At 71.0% G+C, this 19,987-nt stretch carries 20 protein-coding genes; 9 read left to right on the forward strand and 11 right to left on the reverse strand.

Annotated elements, in window-relative coordinates; genetic code table 11:
* The first annotated feature begins 139 nt into the window (after nt 1-139).
* On the forward strand, nt 140-820 hold the full coding sequence (locus ACIBU0_RS17665) for a pentapeptide repeat-containing protein (protein WP_398818672.1): 681 nt from the start codon (nt 140-142) through the stop codon (nt 818-820).
* 198 nt (nt 821-1,018) lie between these two features.
* Here the strand turns inward: ACIBU0_RS17665 and ACIBU0_RS17670 are convergent, their stop codons facing one another.
* Nucleotides 1,019-1,519 (reverse strand): hypothetical protein, encoded by a 501-nt coding sequence (locus ACIBU0_RS17670; protein ID WP_398819630.1) that lies wholly within the window; start codon nt 1,517-1,519, stop codon nt 1,019-1,021.
* A gap of 76 nt (nt 1,520-1,595) precedes the next feature.
* Here ACIBU0_RS17670 and ACIBU0_RS17675 point away from each other — a divergent pair, with 76 nt between their 5' ends.
* Entirely contained in the window at nt 1,596-2,999 is a 1,404-nt protein-coding gene (locus ACIBU0_RS17675; protein ID WP_398818675.1) for a M1 family metallopeptidase, read from the forward strand.
* A gap of 33 nt (nt 3,000-3,032) precedes the next feature.
* On the opposite strand, the gene ACIBU0_RS17680 is transcribed toward ACIBU0_RS17675, so the two are convergent.
* From ACIBU0_RS17680 to ACIBU0_RS17695, 4 genes are all read right to left on the reverse strand, one after another.
* Nucleotides 3,033-4,583 (reverse strand): M4 family metallopeptidase, encoded by a 1,551-nt coding sequence (locus ACIBU0_RS17680; protein WP_398819632.1) that lies wholly within the window; start codon nt 4,581-4,583, stop codon nt 3,033-3,035.
* Nucleotides 4,584-4,898: 315 nt separating this feature from the next.
* Complete coding sequence (locus ACIBU0_RS17685) at nt 4,899-5,372, reverse strand: hypothetical protein (RefSeq protein WP_398818678.1); 474 nt, start codon at nt 5,370-5,372, stop codon at nt 4,899-4,901.
* A gap of 6 nt (nt 5,373-5,378) precedes the next feature.
* The gene (locus ACIBU0_RS17690) at nt 5,379-5,900 is read right to left on the reverse strand and encodes a GNAT family N-acetyltransferase (protein ID WP_398818680.1); all 522 of its coding nucleotides are present in this window, start codon (nt 5,898-5,900) and stop codon (nt 5,379-5,381) included.
* An 86-nt stretch (nt 5,901-5,986) separates the two neighbouring features.
* Nucleotides 5,987-6,562, reverse strand: a complete 576-nt coding sequence (locus ACIBU0_RS17695; RefSeq protein WP_360334138.1) for a TerD family protein — start codon at nt 6,560-6,562, stop codon at nt 5,987-5,989.
* A 170-nt stretch (nt 6,563-6,732) separates the two neighbouring features.
* Between ACIBU0_RS17695 and arfB the strand changes: the two genes are divergently transcribed.
* Entirely contained in the window at nt 6,733-7,170 is a 438-nt protein-coding gene (arfB, locus tag ACIBU0_RS17700) for an alternative ribosome rescue aminoacyl-tRNA hydrolase ArfB (protein WP_398818683.1), read from the forward strand.
* A gap of 101 nt (nt 7,171-7,271) precedes the next feature.
* On the forward strand, nt 7,272-8,153 hold the full coding sequence (locus ACIBU0_RS17705; protein WP_398818685.1) for a sigma-70 family RNA polymerase sigma factor: 882 nt from the start codon (nt 7,272-7,274) through the stop codon (nt 8,151-8,153).
* Here ACIBU0_RS17705 and ACIBU0_RS17710 read toward each other — a convergent pair.
* Both ACIBU0_RS17710 and ACIBU0_RS17715 read right to left on the reverse strand, forming a co-directional pair.
* The gene (locus tag ACIBU0_RS17710; protein WP_398818688.1) at nt 8,150-8,656 is read right to left on the reverse strand and encodes a GNAT family N-acetyltransferase; all 507 of its coding nucleotides are present in this window, start codon (nt 8,654-8,656) and stop codon (nt 8,150-8,152) included. The two genes, ACIBU0_RS17705 and ACIBU0_RS17710, sit on opposite strands and share 4 nt — an antisense overlap.
* A gap of 126 nt (nt 8,657-8,782) precedes the next feature.
* Nucleotides 8,783-9,385 (reverse strand): flavin reductase family protein, encoded by a 603-nt coding sequence (locus ACIBU0_RS17715; protein WP_398818691.1) that lies wholly within the window; start codon nt 9,383-9,385, stop codon nt 8,783-8,785.
* Nucleotides 9,386-9,692: 307 nt separating this feature from the next.
* Here ACIBU0_RS17715 and cdgB point away from each other — a divergent pair, with 307 nt between their 5' ends.
* Both cdgB and ACIBU0_RS17725 read left to right on the forward strand, forming a co-directional pair.
* Nucleotides 9,693-11,351, forward strand: coding sequence for a diguanylate cyclase CdgB (gene cdgB, locus ACIBU0_RS17720; RefSeq protein ID WP_398818694.1), 1,659 nt, complete (start codon nt 9,693-9,695; stop codon nt 11,349-11,351).
* A gap of 118 nt (nt 11,352-11,469) precedes the next feature.
* Nucleotides 11,470-12,435: a carbohydrate-binding protein gene (locus ACIBU0_RS17725; RefSeq protein ID WP_398818697.1), complete on the forward strand. Its 966-nt coding sequence runs from the start codon at nt 11,470-11,472 to the stop codon at nt 12,433-12,435.
* Here the strand turns inward: ACIBU0_RS17725 and ACIBU0_RS17730 are convergent, their stop codons facing one another.
* The 3 genes from ACIBU0_RS17730 to ACIBU0_RS17740 form a co-directional block, all read right to left on the reverse strand.
* Nucleotides 12,436-13,365, reverse strand: coding sequence for a 1-phosphofructokinase family hexose kinase (locus ACIBU0_RS17730; protein WP_398818700.1), 930 nt, complete (start codon nt 13,363-13,365; stop codon nt 12,436-12,438).
* 157 nt (nt 13,366-13,522) lie between these two features.
* Nucleotides 13,523-14,629, reverse strand: a complete 1,107-nt coding sequence (gene nagA, locus ACIBU0_RS17735; RefSeq protein WP_398818703.1) for an N-acetylglucosamine-6-phosphate deacetylase — start codon at nt 14,627-14,629, stop codon at nt 13,523-13,525.
* Nucleotides 14,630-14,733: 104 nt separating this feature from the next.
* Complete coding sequence (locus tag ACIBU0_RS17740) at nt 14,734-15,678, reverse strand: ROK family protein (protein ID WP_398818706.1); 945 nt, start codon at nt 15,676-15,678, stop codon at nt 14,734-14,736.
* Nucleotides 15,679-15,776: 98 nt separating this feature from the next.
* Here ACIBU0_RS17740 and ACIBU0_RS17745 point away from each other — a divergent pair, with 98 nt between their 5' ends.
* From ACIBU0_RS17745 to otsB, 3 genes are all read left to right on the forward strand, one after another.
* Nucleotides 15,777-17,069 carry an ABC transporter substrate-binding protein gene (locus ACIBU0_RS17745; protein ID WP_398818708.1) on the forward strand — a complete coding sequence of 431 codons (1,293 nt, stop codon included), beginning with the start codon at nt 15,777-15,779 and terminating at the stop codon, nt 17,067-17,069.
* Nucleotides 17,070-17,098: 29 nt separating this feature from the next.
* Nucleotides 17,099-17,344 (forward strand): DUF3263 domain-containing protein, encoded by a 246-nt coding sequence (locus ACIBU0_RS17750; RefSeq protein ID WP_398818711.1) that lies wholly within the window; start codon nt 17,099-17,101, stop codon nt 17,342-17,344.
* A gap of 214 nt (nt 17,345-17,558) precedes the next feature.
* Nucleotides 17,559-18,431, forward strand: a complete 873-nt coding sequence (otsB, locus tag ACIBU0_RS17755) for a trehalose-phosphatase (RefSeq protein WP_398818714.1) — start codon at nt 17,559-17,561, stop codon at nt 18,429-18,431.
* Here otsB and ACIBU0_RS17760 read toward each other — a convergent pair.
* Nucleotides 18,419-19,921, reverse strand: a complete 1,503-nt coding sequence (locus ACIBU0_RS17760; RefSeq protein WP_398818717.1) for a trehalose-6-phosphate synthase — start codon at nt 19,919-19,921, stop codon at nt 18,419-18,421. The genes otsB and ACIBU0_RS17760 overlap by 13 nt on opposite strands.
* Nucleotides 19,922-19,987 lie beyond the last annotated feature (66 nt).

Below are 19,987 nucleotides of genomic sequence, written 5' to 3' on the forward strand. Positions count from 1 at the left end.
CGGTTCGCCTTGTCTGTCTGCTCGTCTGTCTGTGACGTGTTCGTCTGTGACTACGACGGTCCGAGGCACCCCGAATGTGACATGGCCGCTGTCTGTGCAGGTCAGGGCGATTGTCAGTGGCGGGGTGCAGCATGGGGGCATGGCGAGGAGAGCGATGGGTGAGGGCGTCGTGAAGGGCGCGCGGCGGCCCGAGGTGCGGCTGCCGGTGCTGGAGCCGTATCGGGACGGGCAGTTGGAGCCGGACGGGGACTACGACAGCCTGGAGTTCCGGGAGGAGGACCTCTCCGGACAGGACGGCGCGGGTGCCCGCTTCATGGACTGCGCGTTGAAGGGCTGCACGCTGGACGAGACCGGACTTCATCACGCCCGGATCCTCGACTCGGTGCTCACCGCACTGCGGGGGGTCGGCACCGATCTCGCCGAGTCGACCCTGCGTGATGTGGAGCTGGTGGACCCCCGGCTGGGCGGAGTGCAGCTGCACGGCGCGGTCCTGGAGCGGGTGGTGATCCGAGGCGGCAAGATCGACTACCTGAACCTGCGCAAGGCCAGGCTCAGAGATGTCGTCTTCGAGGGCTGCGTCCTGGTCGAGCCGGACTTCGGGGGAGCCCGGCTGGAGAGGGTCGAGTTCGTGGACTGCGCGGTCAAGGGGGCGGATCTCACCGCGGTGACTCTGACGGACGTGGACTTGCGGAAGGCGGCCGAGCTGGACATCGCACGGGGGGTGGACCGGCTCGCGGGGGCGGTGATCAGTCCCTCGCAGCTGCTGGATCTGGCGCCGGTGCTGGCGGCGGAGATGGGGGTGCGGGTGGAGGGGGAGTAGGGCAGGGGAGGGGACGTGTATGATTGATCTTGAGCTGCTCGCCGGAACTCCCGGCGGCCGGTGCTGCGTTGGTGGTCCAAGGAAAGACGCCCCGCTTCCTGCGGGGAAATGCAGGTGCAAGGCCTGCCCGGCGCTCTGACAAGGAGCCCCTCCCGTCGCGTACGGGAGGGGCTCCTTCGTTGTCGTGGCGGACAGTCCCTAGGCCACGCGCGGGAAGCGGGCCTGCAGCGTCCAGATCGCCGGGTTCTCGCCCAGGCCCTCGTGCAGATCGATCAGGTCGGCGATCAGGTCGTGCAGGAAGTCGCGGGCCTCGCGGCGCAGTTCGGAGTGGGAGAAGGTCAGCGGGGGCTCCTCGGCGGGCATCCAGTCCGCCTCGATGTCCACCCAGCCGAAGCGGCGCTCGAAGAGCATGCGGTCCGTGGACTCGGTGAAGTCCAGCTCCGCGTGCTGGGGGCGGGAGGCGCGGGAGCCGGCCGGGTCCCGGTCCAGCTGCTCGACGATGTCGCACAGGGCCCAGGCGAAGTCGAGCACCGGCACCCATCCCCAGGCTGTGGACAACTCCCGGTCCGCCTTGGTGTCGGCGAGGTAGACGTCGCCGCAGAACAGGTCGTGGCGCAGGGCACGGACGTCCGCGCGACGGTAGTCCGTCTGCGGGGGGTCCGGGAAGCGGGTGGAGAGGGCGTAGCCGATGTCGAGCACGTAGGTGATGGTGTCACGCCTCACCTGGAGCGTATCTGCTGGTGTCGAGCCGCCCCTGGCCCCATAGGATCACCGGGTGTCCCGTTTGACGCCTGTTGCCCTGACCGTCACCTCCGCCCTGCTCGTCCTCACCGCGTGCAGCGGTGGCGTCCAGGGCACCCCCGGCGGCTCCGGCCTGCGTGACCCGTACTTCCCGAAGGCCGGCAACGGCGGCTACGACGTCACGCACTACGCCCTCGACCTCGCCTACGACCCCGAGGACCGCCACCTCGGCGGCACCGCCGAGATCACCGCGCGGGCCACCCAGGACCTCACCGCCTTCGACCTCGATCTGACGGGCATGAAGGTCGAGCAGGTCACCGTGGAGGGCGAGCGCGCCCGCTGGAGCCGCAACGGCCGGGAACTCGTCGTCCGTCCCCACGGCGACCTCGACGACGGCGAGACCTTCCGGGTCACCGTCCGCTACTCCGGCACCCCTGAGACCGTCACCGACGCCGACGGCTCGGAGGAAGGGTGGCTGCCCACCGACGACGGGGCGCTCGCGCTGGGTGAGCCCGTGGGGTCCATGGCGTGGTTCCCCGGCAATCACCACCCGTCCGACAAGGCGTCGTACGACATCACGGTCACCGTGCCCGAGGAGCTGGAGGTCGTCTCCAACGGGGAGTTGGCCAACCGGACCACCACCGACGGCCGTACGACGTTCCGCTGGCGGACCGCCGAGCCCATGGCCAGTTACGTGGCCGCCCTCGCCATCGGGGACTACGACATCAGCCGCTCCACGGTCACCAGCGAGACGGGCGGGGAGCTGCCCGTCTACACCGCTGTCGCCCCCTCCCAGGCCGACGCCGGCCGCGAAGTCCTCGCCGATCTCCCCGACATCCTGGAGTGGGCCGAGACCAACTTCGGTCCGTACCCCTTCTCCTCCACCGGCGCGATCGTCGCCCCGAAGAAGGCCGCCGGCTACGCCCTGGAGACCCAGAACCGGCCCGTCTTCCCCGGCGCCCCGGACACCACGACGCTCGTGCACGAGATCGCCCACCAGTGGTACGGCAACTCCGTCACACCGAAGAGCTGGCGGGACATGTGGCTCAACGAGGGCTTCGCGACGTACGCCGAGTGGCTGTGGGACGAGGACAACGGCGGCGACAGCGTCCAGGAGACCTTCGAGGCGATGTACGACCACGGCGAGGACGACCACGAGGGCCTGTGGGACTTCCCGCCCGCCGAGCCGACGAGCGCCGCGCGCATCTCCGACAGCCCGGTCTACCAGCGCGGCGCGATGGTCCTGCACAAGATCCGGCAGACCGTCGGCGACGGCACCTTCTACGACATCGTCCAGGGCTGGGCGGCCGCCCACCGTCACGGCACCGCGGACACCGACGACTTCACGGCGTTCGTCGAGAAGCACGCGCCGAAGAAGGACTTCAGCGGGATCTGGGCGGACTGGCTGTACGGCGACGGAAAGCCGGACCGCCCGTGACGGACGGCCCGGCAGGTCCGCAGCAGGTGCGGGTCAGTTGACGTTGACCGCCTTCCACGCCGCCGCCACCGCGTTGTACTCCGCGCTGCCGGAGCCGTACAGGTCCGCCGCGGCCTGGAGGGTGCCGGTGCGGGCGCCCGCGTAGTCGGTCGACGAGGTGAAGTACGTGCTCAGGGCCTTGAACCAGATCTGGTAGGCCTTGGTGCGGCCGATCCCGGTGACCGTCGAGCCGTCGTACGTCGGCGAGTTGTAGGAGACGCCGTTCACGGTCTTGGCGCCGCTGCCCTCGCTGAGCAGGTAGAAGAAGTGGTTGGCGACGCCCGAGGAGTAGTGGACGTTCAGCCGGCCCACGTTGCGGGACCAGTAGTCGGCCGAGCTGCCGTCCTTGCTGGGCTTGTCCATGTAGCGCAGCGGGGTGCCGTCGCCGTTGATGTCGATCTTCTCGCCGATGAGGTAGTCACCGACGTCCTGGGAGTTCGCCGCGTAGAACTCGACCGAGGTGCCGAAGATATCGGAGGTGGCCTCGTTCAGGCCGCCCGACTCACGGCTGTACTTCAGCCCGGCCGTCGCGGCGGTGAGGCCGTGGCTCATCTCGTGGCCGGCGACGTCGAGCGAGGTGAGCGGGTGGAGGTTGCTCACGCCGTCGCCGTACGTCATGCAGAAGCAGCTGTCGTTCCAGAAGGCGTTGACGTACGCGTTGCCGTAGTGGACGCGGGAGTAGGCGGCCTTGCCGTCGCCGCGGATGCCGTTGCGGCCCAGCTCGTTCTTGTAGAAGTCCCAGGTGACGGCAGCGCCGTACTGGGCGTCGACGGCGGCGGTCTGGCGGTTGCCGGCGGTGCCGTCGCCCCAGGCGTCGTCGGCGTCGTGGAAGAGGGTGCCGGTGCCGTTCGTGCCGCCGTTCAGGTCGTACGTCTTGTGGCCGCCGCGGCCGGCGTCGTTGAGGTCGTAGCCGCTGGAGGCGGTGCCGGTGGTGCCGAGCGGGACCGTGCCGCTGTACTGGCTGGTGCCGGTACCGGTGTCGATGGCCTCGTAGGAGTAGATCTTCTTGCCGGTGGCGGCGTCGGTGATGACGTGCAGCTCGCTCGGGGTGCCGTCGTGCTGCAGGCCCTTGACGACGGACTCGTAGGCGAGGACGGGCTTCGCGCCGGCCGCCCAGACGACCTTGCGAGCGGTGGCCTGCGAGGAACCGGTGCCCGCGAGCGCCGACTTCCTCGCGGTGGCGGCGGATATCGCGGCGTCCGTCGACGCCACGGCTATGCGGGCCTTCGTGGCCTTGCTGACGCCCTTGAGGGAGCCGCTCTTCGTCACGTGCGTGACCAGGTCACCGCCGAGGACGGGGAGTCCGGCGTACGTCCGCTCGTAGCGGGTGTGGACCGTGCCGTTCGCGTCCTTGACGACGTCCCGGACGACGAGCTTCTCCTGCGCGCCGAGCCGCAGCTCACGGGCGGTGGAACCGGCGGCCTCCTGGGCCGACTCGATGGCGGCGGCGCGGGCGGACGTGCTGAGGGGGAGCGCGGCGGCGCCCGACGGCGTGGGCTCGGGGGCCGCGGTCGCGGGGCCGTTCTGGAACGCGAGCACGACCATCGCTGCCGAGCCGATCAGGGCGGTGGCACGCACGGTGGCCTTGCGGGTGGAGCGGGTCGCGCTGGTGGCGCGGGACTGCTGTCTCACTCGGTCTCCTTCGGACTGGCCTCATGGGGGAGGCACAGGTGGGGCACAGAGTTGCGGCGAGCGGGAGAGAGAGTGACACCTGAAGTGGCTTGTTTGACAGGGCGCCGTCAAGACTTTACGTGTTTGTATCCGAAAGTCGTTACCTGAGAACCGGTATACGGACGGGCGAGGAGAGGTGGCGCGATCGCCCAACTCCCTTTTCGAAAAGCGCGGTTGGGGCGGGTTATGTCACACCCGGTGGCCGAGGTCGCGGCGCATCGCGGCGCGGGCCGCCCAGACGGCCTCGGCGTGCTTCAGCCGCCGCGCCTGCAACTCCGGTGAGTCGAGCGGCGGATCACCGGCGGCGAAGGCGTCCTGGAGGTCCCGCAGGGTCGCGTAGACGTTCTCAAGGACGTCCGACATCTCCTGCGGGGCGCAGATCAGTGCGGTCTCCCGGGCCTCGTCGCAGCCCGACGAGCGGAACGCCTCCCGTACCGACGTCTCGCGCGCCCCGTCGTCCTGACCGCGGCCGGCGACGGCGGCCGCGTGCATGGCCTCGTAGGCCAGCCGGTACTTCGTGAGGACGGTCACATAGATCTGTTTGCGTTCCTGGCGGGTCCGGTCGGCCATGTCGCGGCGCCACCGGGCGCGGTCCGCGAGCAGTGTCGAGCCGACGCCGACCAGGGCGCCGAGGGCCGTGGCGGCCAGGGTCGTCCAGTCCATGCCGGTTCAGGCTTCGGCGAGTGGCTTGCGCAGGACGGCGCAGGGGCGGCCGAGCCGGCGGTCCTTGCGGTGGGCGACGACCTCGTAGCCGAGGGCGGTCCAGAAGGCGAGGCCCTTGGGGTTGTTGTCGAGGACGGCGAGGCGTACGGCGCTGCGGCCCGCCGCGCGGAAACGGTCCTCGACGAGGGCGGCCACCTGCCTGCCGTACCCCTGGCGGTGGGCCGTGGCGTCCACCATCAGCAGGCCGATCCACGGGTCCGGGTCGGCCGGGTCCGGGTGACGGGCGAGCGTGATCACGATCCCGGCCAGCCGTCCGGAGCTGCGGGCGAGCAGGACCTCGACGTCCGGGTGCGTCAACTCGTCCGCCAGTGCGGCCGCCACCTGCTCGGGCCGGATGTCGTCCGGGTCCGGGAAGTCACCGCTGAGCGCGTGGAAGTCGCGGTTGGAGGCGTAGAGGGCGGTGAGTTCGGTGAGGAGCGGGGCCGGGATGTCTCGGTCGGGGGCGAGGCGGAGGGGGTCGAGGATCACGTGGGCAACTTATCGGGCCCCACAGAGCCGGAAGCCCCCGGCCACGGCGTACCGCAGCAAGGGGCTTCAGCTCAGCGCAGCGTTCGTCAGACGTTCACGCCGAAGTCCTGCGCGATGCCCACCAGGCCCGAGGCGTAGCCCTGGCCGACCGCGCGGAACTTCCACTCGGCGCCGTTGCGGTAGAGCTCGCCGAAGACCATGGCGGTCTCGGTGGCCGCGTCCTCCGACAGGTCGTAGCGGGCGATCTCGGCGCCGCCGGCCTGGTTGATGATGCGGATGTAGGCGTTGCGGACCTGGCCGAAGTTCTGCGAGCGGTTCTCCGCGTCGTAGATGGAGACCGGGAAGACGATCTTGTCGATGTCGGCCGGGAGGGCCGCCAGGTTGACGTTGATCGCCTCGTCGTCGCCGGCGCCCTCGCCCGTGCGGTTGTCGCCGGTGTGGACGATCGAGTTGTCCGGGGTCTGCTTGTTGTTGAAGAAGACGAAGTGGGCGTCCGAGTAGACCTTGCCCTGCTGGTTGACCGCGATCGCGGAGGCGTCGAGGTCGAAGTCCGTGCCGGTGGTGGTGCGGACGTCCCAGCCGAGGCCCACGGTGACGGCGGTCAGGCCCGGAGCCTCCTTGGTGAGCGAGACGTTGCCACCCTTGGACAGGCTTACAGCCATTGTTGGGAGTCCCTTCCCTCGTTGCGGTACGGCTAGAAGCTACAGCTACCCCTATGAACGCGAAGAGGGGTGCCTCAAGTTCCATGTGTCTTTACTTTCTTTGCCAAAGAGCACTCTCGCGGGACCTTCAGGGGATATTCGCGTGACGTGGACCGGACAGGACGGGGAACATGGACGGCATGTCTGGTCCTTACGTCATCCGTGGCTCCGTCTCGCTTCCCGAGGCCGAGCTCATGTGGCGTTTCTCGCGGTCGAGCGGCCCGGGCGGCCAGCACGTCAACACCACTGACTCCCAGGTCGAGCTGCGGTTCGACCTCGCCCGGACGGAGGCGCTGCCCGAGGTCTGGAAGCAGCGGGCGCTCGAGCGGCTGGCCGGAAGGCTCGTCGACGGTGTCGTCACCGTCCGCGCCTCCGAGCACCGCTCCCAGTGGCGCAACCGCGAGACCGCCGCCGTACGCCTCGCCGCGCTCCTCGCCGAGGCGACGGCGCCGCCGCCCAAGCCGCGCAGGCCCACCCGGATTCCCCGTGGGATCAACGAGCGGCGGCTGAGGGAGAAGAAGCAGCGCTCGGACACCAAGCGGGGGCGGTCGGGCCGGGACTGGGGGTAACCCCGGACCGGGTGCGACCCCGGAGGGGAGCCGGCTGTCACATCCGCGTCGCGCGGTCCGTCAAGCCACTGATGACGGACCGCGACGAGAGGCTGCGACAGATGAGCGCCGACGACACCGACTTCCTCGCCCAGCGTTTCGAGGCGCACCGCGGACACCTGCGCGCTGTCGCCCACCGCATGCTCGGCTCGACCGCCGAGGCGGAGGACGCGGTGCAGGAGGCCTGGTTCCGGGTGAGCCGCTCCGACACCACCCGGGTCGACAACCTCGGCGGCTGGCTGACGACCGTCGTCGGCCGGGTCTGCCTGGACATGCTGCGCTCGCGCAAGTCCCGCGCGGAGGAGCCCCTCGACACCGCGGCGCCCCCGTCCTCCGCTCCGGCCGCCTTCGCCTCGGCAAGCACGGCCGGCCCCGAGCAGGACGCCGTCCTCGCCGACACGGTCGGCGTCGCCCTGCTCGTCGTCCTGGACACCCTGACGCCCGCGGAGCGGCTGGCGTTCGTGCTGCACGACCTGTTCGGGGTGCCGTACGACGAGGTGGGCGCGGTGGTGGACCGTACGCCGGCCGCCGCGCGGCAACTCGCCAGCCGTGCCCGGCGACGGGTGCAGGGCGCCGAACCGCCCGAGGCCGACCGCGCCAGGCAGCGCAGGCAGCGGGAGATCGTCGACGCCTTCCTCGCCGCCGCGCGGGACGGCGACTTCGACGGGCTGCTCGACGTCCTGGACCCGGACGTCATCGCGCGCACCGAGGCCGGGGTGGCCACGGGTGCGGCGGCGGTGGCGCGCGGCGCGGCGATGTTCGGCGGGTCCTTCGCCGGTGCCGCGCGGGCCGCGCTGGTCGACGGTGCCGCGGGGTTCGTGGTCCTCGCCGGGGGGCGGGTGGAGCGGGCCCTGAAGTTTGCGTTCGTACGGGATCGGATCGCCGTGATCGACATCGTGACGGACCCCGGGCGGGTGTCCCGGCTCGACGTCAGGCCGGTCTAGCCCGCCTGGTCCTGCTCCGCCCGGTCCAGGTCCAGCACGCCCACCGTCTGGTCCCCGGACGTCTCGCCGGTGGTGCGGAAACCGAGCCCGAGGTAGAAGCCCTCAGGGCCGTCGGGTCCCGGGTGCCAGGTGACGTACAGCCGTGTGCCGCCCCGGCGGCGGATCTCCGCGGCGACGGACTCGACCGCGAACCGGCCGTATCCGCGGCCCTGTTCACCGGCGGCGATGTTCAGACGCCACAGTCCGGAGCGCCTCGGCGTGCCGTCGCCGGGCCAGTCGATGTCGAAGAAGGCCATCAGGAAGCCGACCGGGCGGTCGCCGTCGACGATCAGGCGCGGCCAGGCGACGCCGGCAGGGTGGACGTACGCCTCGGCGAGGGACTGCATGACCGGGGAAACGGCGTGTTCCTGGTCGGGGCGGACGCGTATCGCGGTGGCGGCCTCGAAATTCGAGGGGGTGATCTTTTCGAGGCGGGGCGCGAGCCCTGAAGTGGTCGACGTCACTCCGGAACGGTAAGTCGGGTGATCGGCGGTCGCCACCTAATTGCGTGCCGCTCTCGGTCGCGGGATTCACCCCAACTGCCGATACCCGCTTTGCAATTCGAGCGGTTGCGCTCTCGGTCGGGCGATTCAACCCAGGTGCCGATACCGGCCCCGGAAATACGTCAGCGGCCCCCCGTCCGCGCTCGGCAGCGAGGCCGCCAGGACGCGGCCGATGACCAGGGTGTGGTCGCCGGCCGTCACCCGCTGCTCGGTGCGGCATTCCAGGGTGGCCAGGGCGCCGCCGACCAGGGGAGCGCCGGTCTCCTTGCCGCGGACGTACGGGATGTCGGCGAACAGCAGGCGGTCGCTGACGCGGCCCTTCATGGCGAAGCGGCCGGCGATGTGGCGCTGGCTCTCGGAGAGCACCGAGACCGCCCACAGGTGCTGTTCGGCGAGGAGGTCGTCCATGCGGGAGCCCTCGCGCAGGCTGACCAGGACCAGCGGCGGGTCCAGGGACACCGACATGAACGCCGTCGCCGTCATGCCGACGTCCTCGCCGGCCGGAGCGTGCGGGTCGTCCGGGTCCAGCGGCGGCTCCAGTGCGGTCACCAGGACCACACCGGCGGCCAGCCGCGACATGGCGGCACGGAACTCGTCGTTGCTCACTCCCTCAGCATGCCCGGAGGCGCTCCGGGAGGCGGGGAGGAGGGCGGTCAGGTGCGGCGCGGGGGGAGGAAGAGTGTTCGGCACACCGGAAACGCTAATGTCAGCCCCGCGTCCCCCACATCGGGCCTGCGCACGAGAACGGACCTAGGACCGCGGACCGACTGCGTGGGAGCGCCCACAAAGCTTGCGTTCAGTAAACGCACAGGAAAAACGCAGAAACACCACTCAATTGTTCACGTTTACCTGTGACTTGAGTCACAAGGGCCATTAATTGTTGACCCTGTGTACCGAGTGGGCAGCGCGCTGTGATTCAGTGGCGGGGAACCAGCAAGGGACGTTACGCCGGAGTAGAACCCTTGATTCGCTGCGAGGTCTCGGGGGGAGGGCGAGCATGGAGACCGAGTCGGAGCCGTATGTCCGTCTTGCGACCCTGCGACAACTGCACCAGGTCATGGCTGACATGAACACGGCCCGTAGCCTGGCGGACACACTACAGACCGTCGCCGACGGCGTCGTCACCGGCCTCGGTTACGAGCTCGCGTGCGTCAACCTCGTACGCCCCGACGGCGACCTCGTCGTCGCCGCCTTCTCCGGCAACCCCGCCGCCGAGGCCCTCATCACCGGCCGCGTCGGCTCCCGCGAGTCCTGGGAGCGCCGGCTGAGCATGGGCGAGCACTGGGGCGACCTGGTGTTCATCCCGCACACCGAGGGCTGGATCCTCGACGACGACGACGTCCCGCAGTGGTACACCGACGGCCCGGCGCCCCGCTTCGAGGACGAGTGGCACCCGAGCGACAGGCTCTTCGCGCCGATGTACACGCCCGGCGTGCAGGGCGGCGCGTGCGGCGAGCTGATCGGTGTCCTGTCCGTGGACCGGCCGCGCAACGGCCGGCTGCCGGGCGCGTGGGGGCGCGAGGCGCTCCAGATGTACGCGTTCCAGGCGGCCATCGCCATCAGCAACGCACGTCTACGCGCGAATATGCAGCGGGCACTGGTCAGGCTGGAGCGCGAGCAGCAGGCGCTGCGCGCCAGCGAGGAAAGCTTCCGGCAGGCCTTCGAGTACGCCCCCTCCGGCATGGCCATCGCCGAGATGGGCGGCGACCAGCACGGCCGGATCCTGCGCACCAATGACGCCCTGTGCCGTCTCCTCGGCCGCCCCGCCTCCGCGATGCGCCGCTACTCCTTCTCGGACCTGGTGCACCCCGAGGACATCGGGACGCTGCTGCGTACGTCGGCGGAGGGCGGCCGCGCGGAGCTCCGTCTGGGCCGCCGCGACGGCACGTACGTCTGGGTGTCGCTGCGCAACAGCGTCGTCGCCGACGCCGCCGACGGCCCCCGCTTCCTGCTCACCCACGTCGAGGACATCGAGGAGCGCAAGCGCCGCGAGCTCCAGCTCGCCCACCGCGCCTCCCACGACTCCCTCACCGGCCTGCCCAACTCCGCCGAGCTGCGCGCCCGCCTCTCCGCCCGGCTGTGCAAGCGTCCCGCCCACGCGGGCGCGCTGGAGTCCACGGACGCGGCCTACGGCCATCCGGCCGTGTACGACGCCAACGGGCACGGGTTCGACTTCCGGCCGGTCGCGGCGGCGTACGAGGGCTTCGACCACCACGTCCACACGGTCGCCCCGGCCGAGGGCGAGCGCGACGACGGCACCAAGGGGCTCGCGGTCCTCTTCTGCGACCTCGACGGCTTCAAGTCGATCAACGACCGGTTCGGGCACAACGCGGGTGACGCGGTGCTCATCGAGGTGGCCAGGCGGCTGTCCCGCGGCGTGCGCGACGGCGACACCGTCGCCCGGCTCGGCGGCGACGAGTTCGTGATCCTCGCCGACGGGCTCGGCCGGGCCGACGCCCAGGACCTCGCCGTACGCCTGCGCAACGAGATCATCCAGCCGATCCGGGCCGAGGGCCGGGCGGTCCGTGTCGGGGCCAGCTTCGGCATCGGGTGGGCACACTGTGGCATGACTGCGGACGAAGTGTTGAAGTCTGCCGACGAGCGGATGTACGTAGAGAAACGATCTCGTCCCAAACAGCACAGACGCGCTGGGTAACCCCCAGGTCAGCGGGTTGATGCGATCCGAGTCACCCGTTTGGGTCCGCGGGAGCGGGTAGGCTCGCCATTCATCAGACGTATCGCATCAGCCCGCACCCGGTGAGGAGTATCCAGGGATGACGTCCGGCAACAACGGCGCCAGCACGCCCGAGGACGACGACCCGTTCGGCTACCTCTACGCCGACGGGCAGGCCAACGGAGCCCAGCCGCCGTCCGGTGGCGGGGGCTACGGCTACCCGGGCTCGGTCAACCGAGTGCGCGCGGTCGGCCAGCGCCAGTACGCCCAGCAGGCGCCCGCGCCGCAGGGCCAGGTCCCGCAGCAGCAGGGCGCGTACGGCCAGCCGAACGCCCACTACGCGGCACCGGAGACGTTCCCCGGCGGTGCCACGACGACTCCCCAGCAGCCGGCGTACAGCGGCGGCAGCGGGTCCGGTGCCGGCCGCGGCCGGGGGCCCAACACCAAGGGGCTGCTGATCGGCGCCATCGCGGTCGTCGCGGCGGTCGTCATCGGCATCAGCGTGGCCATGCTGGGCGGGGACGACGACCCGGGCGACAAGAAGAACGACGCCCGGTCGACGCCGACGCAGTCCCAGCAGAGCACCGCCCCGAGCCCGTCGAACAGCAACAGCCAGGCCGCCGAGGAGAACCTGCCGACGATCGACGCCAAGGCCCTCGCCCTCGGCGGCACCGCCGCCACCGCGTCCGACGTCAAGGGCGCCAAGGCGGACGGCGGCATCTACGTCCAGGGCTTCAACCAGGTCGGCTCCTCGGTCACCTGGACGGTCAGCGACATCCCGAAGTCCGGCAAGTACACGGTGTTCACGGGCTACAGCGTCCCCGGCAAGGACCAGAACGCCACCCTCACGGTCAACGACACCCCCGCCGACAGGCCGGTCGACCTGAAGAACTGGGCCGGCGGTCCCGAGGGCGACTACGAGAAGGGCTGGACAAAGACCTACAACTGGATCCAGCTCAACAAGGGCACGAACACGATCAAGCTCTCGTGCGAGCAGGGCAATCAGTGCGATGCCCTCATCGACCAGCTGTGGCTGGTCAAGGGCTGGTACAAGTCGAAGTCCTAGTCAGGCGGCGGTGACCTGCCCGGTCACCGCAACCCGCCCCAGCAGTTCCTCGTACCCTTCCCGGTCGAACTCCCCGGCCGCCGGTGCCAAGACGCTCGCCGCGCCGAGCGCCACCGCGCGGGCCAGCCGGTCCGGCCAGGGCAGCCGTGCCACCAACCCCGACAGCAGCCCCGCGACCGCCGCGTCGCCGGCGCCCGTCGGGTTGCCGTGGAGGCGGGTGGGCGGGGTGGCTCGCCAGCGGCCCTCGGGGGTCAGGGCGAGCAGGCCGCCCTCGCCGAGGGAGGCCACGACGGCCCGCGCACCGCGCCTGCGCGCGTCCTGCGTGGCGCGCGAGGGCTCATGGGAGCCGGTGAGCTCAGCGAGCTCGTCGGCGTTCGGCTTGATGATGTCCGGGCGGGCGGCGACGCCCCGGCGCAGTGCCTCGCCGCTGGTGTCCAGCAGGACGGGCACGTCGGCGGCCTTCGCGGACCTGACCAGACCGGCGTACGCCCCGACCGGCACCCCCGGCGGCAGGCTGCCGCACAGGGCCACCGCGGAGGCCGAGGTGAGGAGATCCTCGTAGGCCTCCTGGAAGGCGGACCACTCGGCCGGCGCGATCGTCGGGCCGGGTTCGTTGAGCTGGGTCGTGTCGCCGGTGTGGTCGTCGACCACGGCGATCGTGCGTCGGGTCGCTCCGGTCACCGGGACCAGGGCATCCACCACGCCGGGGGTCTGCGTCAGCCGCTCCTGCACGACCCGTCCTGTCGCACCGCCCGCGAAGCCCGTGACCGTCACCTCGTGACCGAGGGCCGCCAGCACCCGGGCCACGTTCAGTCCCTTGCCGCCGGGGCGTTCGGTCACCTCGGAGACCCGGTGGGACGCGTGGGGCCGCAGCTCCCGTACGCGATAGGTGATGTCGAGAGCGGTGTTCAGCGTGACCGTGAGGATCACCTGGGCCGACCTCCCCCGGAAGTTCTGAGTGCGAAGAAGTTCAGAACACGTTTGCCGTCTGTCTGCCGAACGATCCGCCCGGAGAGCTGATCATGCCAAACGGGCGGCGGCCGTCCCAGTCTCCCAGGACAACCGCCGCCCTCAACAGCGGGACACATCAGCCCAGTTGGGGCTCAACCACCCATTCGCCCCGGCGCATCACGCCCTTGAGGTCGAACTCGGCGTCCAGCAGGACCAGGTCCGCGTCCTTGCCGGGTTCCAGGGAGCCGATGCGGTCGTAGCGGCCGAGGAGGCGGGCCGGGTTGGCCGACAGGGCGGTCACCACGTCCTCGACCGGCAGCCGGTCGATCGTCACCGCCCGCTTGAAGGCGCGGTCCAGGGTGAGGGTCGACCCCGCGATCGAGCCGCCTTCGACGAGGCGGGCCACCCCGTCGGCCACCTCCACCTCCAGCGGGCCGAGCATGTAGCGGCCGTCGCCGAAGCCGGCCGCGTCCATCGCGTCCGTGATGAACGCGACCCGGCCCGCGCCCGCGTGACGGAACGCCAGCTGGAGCGCCGCCGGGTGCAGATGCGTGCCGTCGTTGATCAGCTCGACGGTCACCCGCTCGTCCTCCAGCAGGGCCGCGATCGGGCCCGGCTCACGGTGGCCGAGCGGCGGCATCGCGTTGAACAGGTGCGTCGCGACCGTCGCGCCCGCCTCGATCGCCTCCACCGTCTGCTCGTACGTCGCGTCCGTGTGCCCGATCGCCGCGATGACGCCGTGATCGGCCAGGAGGCGTACGGAGTCGATGCCGCCGGGCAGTTCGGCGGCGAGGGTGACCATCGTCGCGTGGCCGCGCGCCGCGTCGATCAGCTTGCGGACCTCCGCCGGGTCCGGGTCGCGCAGCAGTTCCTCGGAGTGCGCGCCCTTGCGGCACGGGGAGATGAACGGGCCCTCGAAGTGGATGCCCGCGATGTCGCCCTGCTCGGCGAGCTCGGAGAGGAGGCCGGCCCGCTGGGTCAGGAAGTCCATGTCGCCGGTCACCGTGGAGGCGACGAGGGTGGTGGTGCCGTGCAGGCGGTGGGTGTGGATGCCCTTGACTACGTCGTCCGGCGTGCCCGACGTGAACGAGGCTCCGCCGCCGCCGTGGTTGTGGATGTCCACGAAACCCGGTACCAGCCAATGGTCGGTGAGGTCCATGCGGTGGGCGTTCTCCGGGGCTGTGCCGGTGATCCGGGTGCCGTCGACGATCACTTGCGCGTCTTTGGCGGTTCCTGTGGGCATGACCACGTTGGCGCCGGAGAGAATCAGGGGCGCTTTGCCCGTCGCGGGGTGCGGGTTCGTCGTGGCTGGTCGCGCAGTTCCCCGCGCCCCTAGGTCCGCTGCCATCAGGGAGATACCTCCGTACGGTCGGTGTGGTCGAGGAGATCCCAGGCCAGGAGGCCGGCACCGAGGCAGCCGGCCGTGTCCCCAAGGGCCGCAGGAACGATCTCCGGCAGCTTCTGGAACGTGACCCGCCGCCGGACTGCCTCCCGCAGCGGTGTGAACAAGGTTTCCCCCGCCTCGGCAAGGCCGCCACCGATGATCAATATCCGTGGGTCCAGCAGGGTGAGCGCGGTGACCAGGCCGTCGGCTAGGGCGTCGACGGACTCCTGCCAGACCCGTACGGCGTTCGGGTCGCCGGACGCGACGGCCTTCGCGCAGTCCGTGGCGTCCGCCTCCGGGTCCCCGCAGGCGGCGGCCCACGCCTCGCTGACCGCCGCCGCGGACGCGAACCGCTCCAGACAGCCGCGCTGCCCGCAGGGGCAGGGGGCCCCGCCGGGGCGTACGACGATGTGGCCGATCTCGCCCGCGAAGCCGTGCGCCCCCGCCTCCACCCGGCCGTCGACGCCGAGCGCGCCCGCGATGCCGGTGCCGAGGGCCACGAACAGGTAGCGGTCGGCGCCCTTGCCCGCGCCGACCCGGCCTTCCGCCAGGCCTCCGGTGCGTACGTCGTGGCCGAGGGCGACGGGAGTGCCGGCAAGGCGTTCGGTGAGCAGTTCGCGCAGAGGCACGTCCCGCCAGCCCAGGTTGGCGGCATAGGCGGCGATGCCGCGCTCCGCGTCGACGATGCCGGGCACGGCGACGCCGACGGCGGACGCGGGCTCGCCGAAGCGCTGTTCGCCGTACGCGCGCAGCTCGGCGGCGAAGTCGAGGATGCCCTCGACGACCGCGTCCGGTCCGCGCTCGCGTCCGGTCGGGCGGCGGGCCTGGTGGAGCAGCTCGGTGTCCGCCCCCGCCAGGGCGGCCTTCATCCCGGTGCCGCCCACATCGAGGGCGATGACGTGTCTCACAGGGGACAGTGTGGCTTGCGCACCCGCGAGAGGTCTAGTCCACTTACGTGGTGTAGACCTTAGGGGGCAATATGTATGACGTTTCGAAAGTTTCGAACATGGGTGTGGGGCGGTTTTGCGTGCAGCGGCGTAGGCGTACGGGAACGATCGCAGGGGTGGCCGTGCTGGGCCTCACGGCGGTTCTGGGCGGGTGCGGGGTGACCGGCGGTTCGGACGAGGTGACCCTGAAGCTGGTGGCCGCCGACTACGGCGACAGCGCCGCGAACAGCTCCGAGAAGTACTGGGGCAAGCTCGTCAAGGCGTACGAGTCCGAGCACCCCGGCGTACACATCGATGTCACCGTGTACTCCTGGAACGACGTCGACGCCAAGGTCAAGGAGATGGTCGACGCCGGGAACGCGCCGGACATGGCCCAGATCGGCGCGTACGCCGACTACGCCGCGAAGGACCTCCTCTACCCGGCGGACGACCTGCTCTCCATCCCCGTCCAGGCGGACTTCCTCCTGCAGCTCGCGGAGGCGGGGCAGGTCAGCGGGGAGCAGTACGGCATTCCGTTCGCCTCCTCCACACGCCTGCTCTTCTACAACAAGAGCCTCTTCGAGAAGGCCGGCATCACCCCGCCGACCACCTGGAAGGAGCTGGCCGCCGCCGCCGCGGCGCTCAAGGCGGAGGGCGTGAAGTACCCGTACGCGCTGCCGCTCGGTCCCGAGGAGGCGCAGGCCGAGACGATGCAGTGGCTGCTCAGCGGCGGGGGCGGCTACACCGACGCCGACCTCGGCACGTACAGCATCGACTCCACGGACAATGTCGCCACCTTCAGCTGGCTCAAGGACAACCTGGTCGGCAAGCGGCTCACCGGGCCGGTGGCGCCGGGTGAGCTCAACCGGGCCGACGCGTTCTCCGCCTTCGCGGCCGGGGACGTCGGCATGCTCAACGGGCATCCCTCCCTGATGCGGATCGCGCAGCAGAAGGGCGTGAAGTTCGGCATGGTGCCGATGCCCGGGCTGCAGGGGCCCACCAAGGTGTCCATGGGTGTGGCCGACTGGATGATGGCCTTCAAGCAGAACGAGCATGCCGAGCAGGTGGGCGAGTTCCTCGACTTCGTCTACGACAAGGAGAACGTCCTGGACTTCTCCCGGGAGTACGACCTGCTTCCCGTCACGACCTCCGCGTCCGAGGTGATGACCGCGGCCAAGGAGGACGCCGACCTCAAGCCCTTCCTGGAGGAGCTGCCGGGCTCCGAGCTCTACCCGGTCGGCCGGACCTCCTGGGCTGCGGTCAGCGCGGACATCAAGAAGCGGATCGGCAGGACGGTCGCGGCCGGGGGCAGTCCGTCGGTGATCCTGGGGGAGCTGCAGTCGACGGCTACGCGGGTGGAGAGCGCCGAGTAGTGTCGGTGGCCGGGGTTACGGTTCGACTCATGGACCACGACCAGCACCCGTCCGGCCTCGCCGAGCGCGAGCGAGCCGTCCTTGCCCTGGAACGCCGGGGTTTTGCGGGGCCCGGTGCGAAGGAGCGAGCGATACGTGAGGAACTGGGGCTGGCCCCCGTCCGCTACTACCAGCTCCTGAACGCCCTGCTGGACGATCCGCGGGCGCTGGCCCACGACCCGGTGACGGTGAACCGGTTGCGGCGGGTACGGGAGGCACGACGGTCGGAGCGCTGACGACCGGCTACGGGCCGAGCATTTCCTCGCCCCCGCCGCCCCTACCCGTCCCATCCCTGGGGGCTGCGCCCCCAGACCCCCGCTTCGGCCCTGAAGGGGCCTCGTCCTCAAACGCCGGACGGGCTGGTGAGTCAGCCCCTCCGGCGTTTGAGGAGCGGGGGTCCAGGGGGCGGAGCCCCTTCGGGATGGGAATGGGGATGGATAGGGTCGGCGTATGGGCAGTCACAAGGATCTGACCGACTCGGACTCGACCGACTCCATGGACCCCCTGCCGACCCCCGCCACCCGGCCCGGCCGCGACGGACTGGCCGCCATCCTCGCGCGGCCCGCCCGGGCGCTGGTCGCGCTCGACTTCGACGGAACCCTCGCACCGATCGTGCCGGACCCCGAGCAGGCCCGGGCCCACCCCGACGCGCTGCCGGCGCTGGCCGCGCTCGCCCCGAAGGTGGCCGCCGTGGCGGTGATCACCGGGCGGCCGGCCGACGTGGCCGTACGGTACGGCGGATTCGCGGGCGTACCGGGGCTGGAGCATCTCGTCGTGCTCGGGCACTACGGCGCCGAGCGCTGGGACGCCGTCAGCGGCGAGGTCTCCGCACCCGACCCGCACCCCGGCGTCGCGGCCGTCCGCGCCGAACTGCCGGGGCTGCTCGCGAGCATCACGCAGGGCACCTGGATCGAGGACAAGGGCCATGCCGTCGCCGTGCACACGCGCCGCGCGGCCGATCCGCAGGGCACCTTCGACACCCTCCGCGCCCCGCTCACCGACCTCGCCACCCGCAACGGCCTCATCGTCGAACCGGGCCGCATGGTCCTCGAACTCCGCCCACCCGGCATGGACAAGGGCGTGGCGCTGAGCGAATACGTCCGCGAACTCGGCGCCGAGTCCGTCCTCTACGCCGGCGACGACCTCGGCGACCTCCCCGCCTACGCCGCCGTCGGCGAACTCCGCTCCGACGGCACCCCCGGCCTCCTGGTCTGCAGCGGCAGCGAGGAGGTCACCGAGCTGTCCGAGCAGGCGGATCTCGTGGTCGACGGCCCGGAGGGGGTCGTACGGCTGTTGCGGACGATCGCCGCTCACTCGGACTGATCGGGGTCCTCGTCCAGCGCGTGCAGCTGGTCCAGGAACCACTGGGCCGGCGGCAGCGCGGTCGCGGCCGCGGCCAGCCGCTTCGACCGCTCCGCCCGTTCCTCCGGCCGCATCGACAACGCCTCGTGCAGGGCCCGCGCCGTGTCCATCACGTCGTACGGGTTCACGGTGATCGCGTCCTCACCCAGCTCCGCGAAGGCCCCGGCCTCCCGCGACAGCACCAGCGCGCACCCCTGGTCGGAGACGACCGGCACCTCCTTCGCGACGAGGTTCATGCCGTCCCGGACGGGGTTCACCAGGGCCACGTCCGCCAGCCGGTACGCGGCCAGGGAGCGCGCGAAATCGTCCTTGACGTGGAGGACGACGGGTGTCCAGCCCGGCGTCCCGTACTGCGAGTTGATCTCCTCCGCCAGGCGCTGCACTTCTGCCGTGTAGTCGCGGTAGACCGCCAGGTCCTGCCGTGACGGGTACGCGAAGGCCACATGCACCACCCGCTCGCGCCACTCGGGGTGGTCGTCGAGCAGCTGCCGGTAGGCCAGCAGGCCGCGCACGATGTTCTTGGACAGCTCGGTCCGGTCCACCCGCACGATCGTCTTGCGGGCACTCCCGTCCGGCGCCTCGCCGATCTCCCGCCGCAGCGCCACCATCCGCTCCTCGACGTCCGGGCGGCGGGAGCGGTCGCGCAGGAACTCGGCGTCGGCACCCAGCCCGTGCACCCCGATCCAGGTGGTGCTCAGGGGCGGCCCGCCGGTCGGGGTGTGCTCGATGTGCTGCGGCCGGCTCGGCACGGGGGAGTACACGAAGATCCGCTCGCCATCGATCTCGTTCGCACAGGCCATGAAGCCGAACGCCCACCGCCAGGTCAGGAACCCCAGCCGGTCGGCGCCCAGCATGCCCCACACCAGTTGCGCCCGGATGTCGTCGGGCAGCATCCGGAAGTACTCCGCCGGCGCCCACGGCGTGTGCGAGAAGTGGCCGATCCGCAGGTCGGGGCGGAGTTCCCGCAGCATCCCCGGCACCAGGCACAGGTGATAGTCCTGCACCAGCACCGCCGCCCCCGGCGCCGCCTGCCCGGCCAGCGCCTCGGCGAAGGCGCGGTTGTACGTCTCGTACGACGCCCACTGGCGCCGGAACTCCGCGTCGAAGACCGGCTCCAGCGGCGTCTGGTAGAGCATGTGGTGGACGAACCAGAGGACCGAGTTGGCGATGCCGTTGTAGGCGTCGGCGTGCACGTCGGCCGGGATGTCCAGCATCAGCACGCCGTCCTCGCCGACCCCGCGCCGCACCGCCTCGCGGTCACCGTCGGACAGTGCCGAGCACACCCATAGGGCGCCGGCGTCCGGCCCGATCGCCGACAGCCCGGAGACGACTCCGCCGCCTCCTCTTCTGGAGTGCAGCGAGCCGTCGTCGCGCACTTCGTACGAGACCGGGCCTCGGTTCGACGCGACCAGCACCTTGGCAGCACCCTGCGCATCCTGCGTGGTAGCCATACGCCTCAACCTAGCCCGGCCCCGAAACGCTCAAACGTGCGGTTCCGCTCAGTGGCGGGTTCCGCA

The sequence above is a fragment of the Streptomyces sp. NPDC049627 genome (assembly GCF_044465645.1).
GTDB lineage: Bacteria > Actinomycetota > Actinomycetes > Streptomycetales > Streptomycetaceae > Streptomyces.

Bases quoted from the DNA above. Each gene is read 5' to 3' on its own strand.
- ACIBU0_RS17665 (WP_398818672.1), top strand. From the start codon at position 140: ATGGCGAGGAGAGCGATGGGTGAGGGCGTCGTGAAGGGCGCGCGGCGG.
- ACIBU0_RS17680 (WP_398819632.1), bottom strand. From the start codon at position 4,583: ATGGTCGTGCTCGCGTTCCAGAACGGCCCCGCGACCGCGGCCCCCGAG.
- ACIBU0_RS17685 (WP_398818678.1), bottom strand. From the start codon at position 5,372: ATGGACTGGACGACCCTGGCCGCCACGGCCCTCGGCGCCCTGGTCGGC.
- ACIBU0_RS17695 (WP_360334138.1), bottom strand. From the start codon at position 6,562: ATGGCTGTAAGCCTGTCCAAGGGTGGCAACGTCTCGCTCACCAAGGAG.
- arfB (WP_398818683.1), top strand. From the start codon at position 6,733: ATGGACGGCATGTCTGGTCCTTACGTCATCCGTGGCTCCGTCTCGCTT.
- ACIBU0_RS17705 (WP_398818685.1), top strand. From the start codon at position 7,272: ATGAGCGCCGACGACACCGACTTCCTCGCCCAGCGTTTCGAGGCGCAC.
- cdgB (WP_398818694.1), top strand. From the start codon at position 9,693: ATGGAGACCGAGTCGGAGCCGTATGTCCGTCTTGCGACCCTGCGACAA.
- ACIBU0_RS17725 (WP_398818697.1), top strand. From the start codon at position 11,470: ATGACGTCCGGCAACAACGGCGCCAGCACGCCCGAGGACGACGACCCG.
- nagA (WP_398818703.1), bottom strand. From the start codon at position 14,629: ATGCCCACAGGAACCGCCAAAGACGCGCAAGTGATCGTCGACGGCACC.
- ACIBU0_RS17745 (WP_398818708.1), top strand. From the start codon at position 15,777: ATGGGTGTGGGGCGGTTTTGCGTGCAGCGGCGTAGGCGTACGGGAACG.
- ACIBU0_RS17750 (WP_398818711.1), top strand. From the start codon at position 17,099: ATGGACCACGACCAGCACCCGTCCGGCCTCGCCGAGCGCGAGCGAGCC.
- otsB (WP_398818714.1), top strand. From the start codon at position 17,559: ATGGGCAGTCACAAGGATCTGACCGACTCGGACTCGACCGACTCCATG.
- ACIBU0_RS17760 (WP_398818717.1), bottom strand. From the start codon at position 19,921: ATGGCTACCACGCAGGATGCGCAGGGTGCTGCCAAGGTGCTGGTCGCG.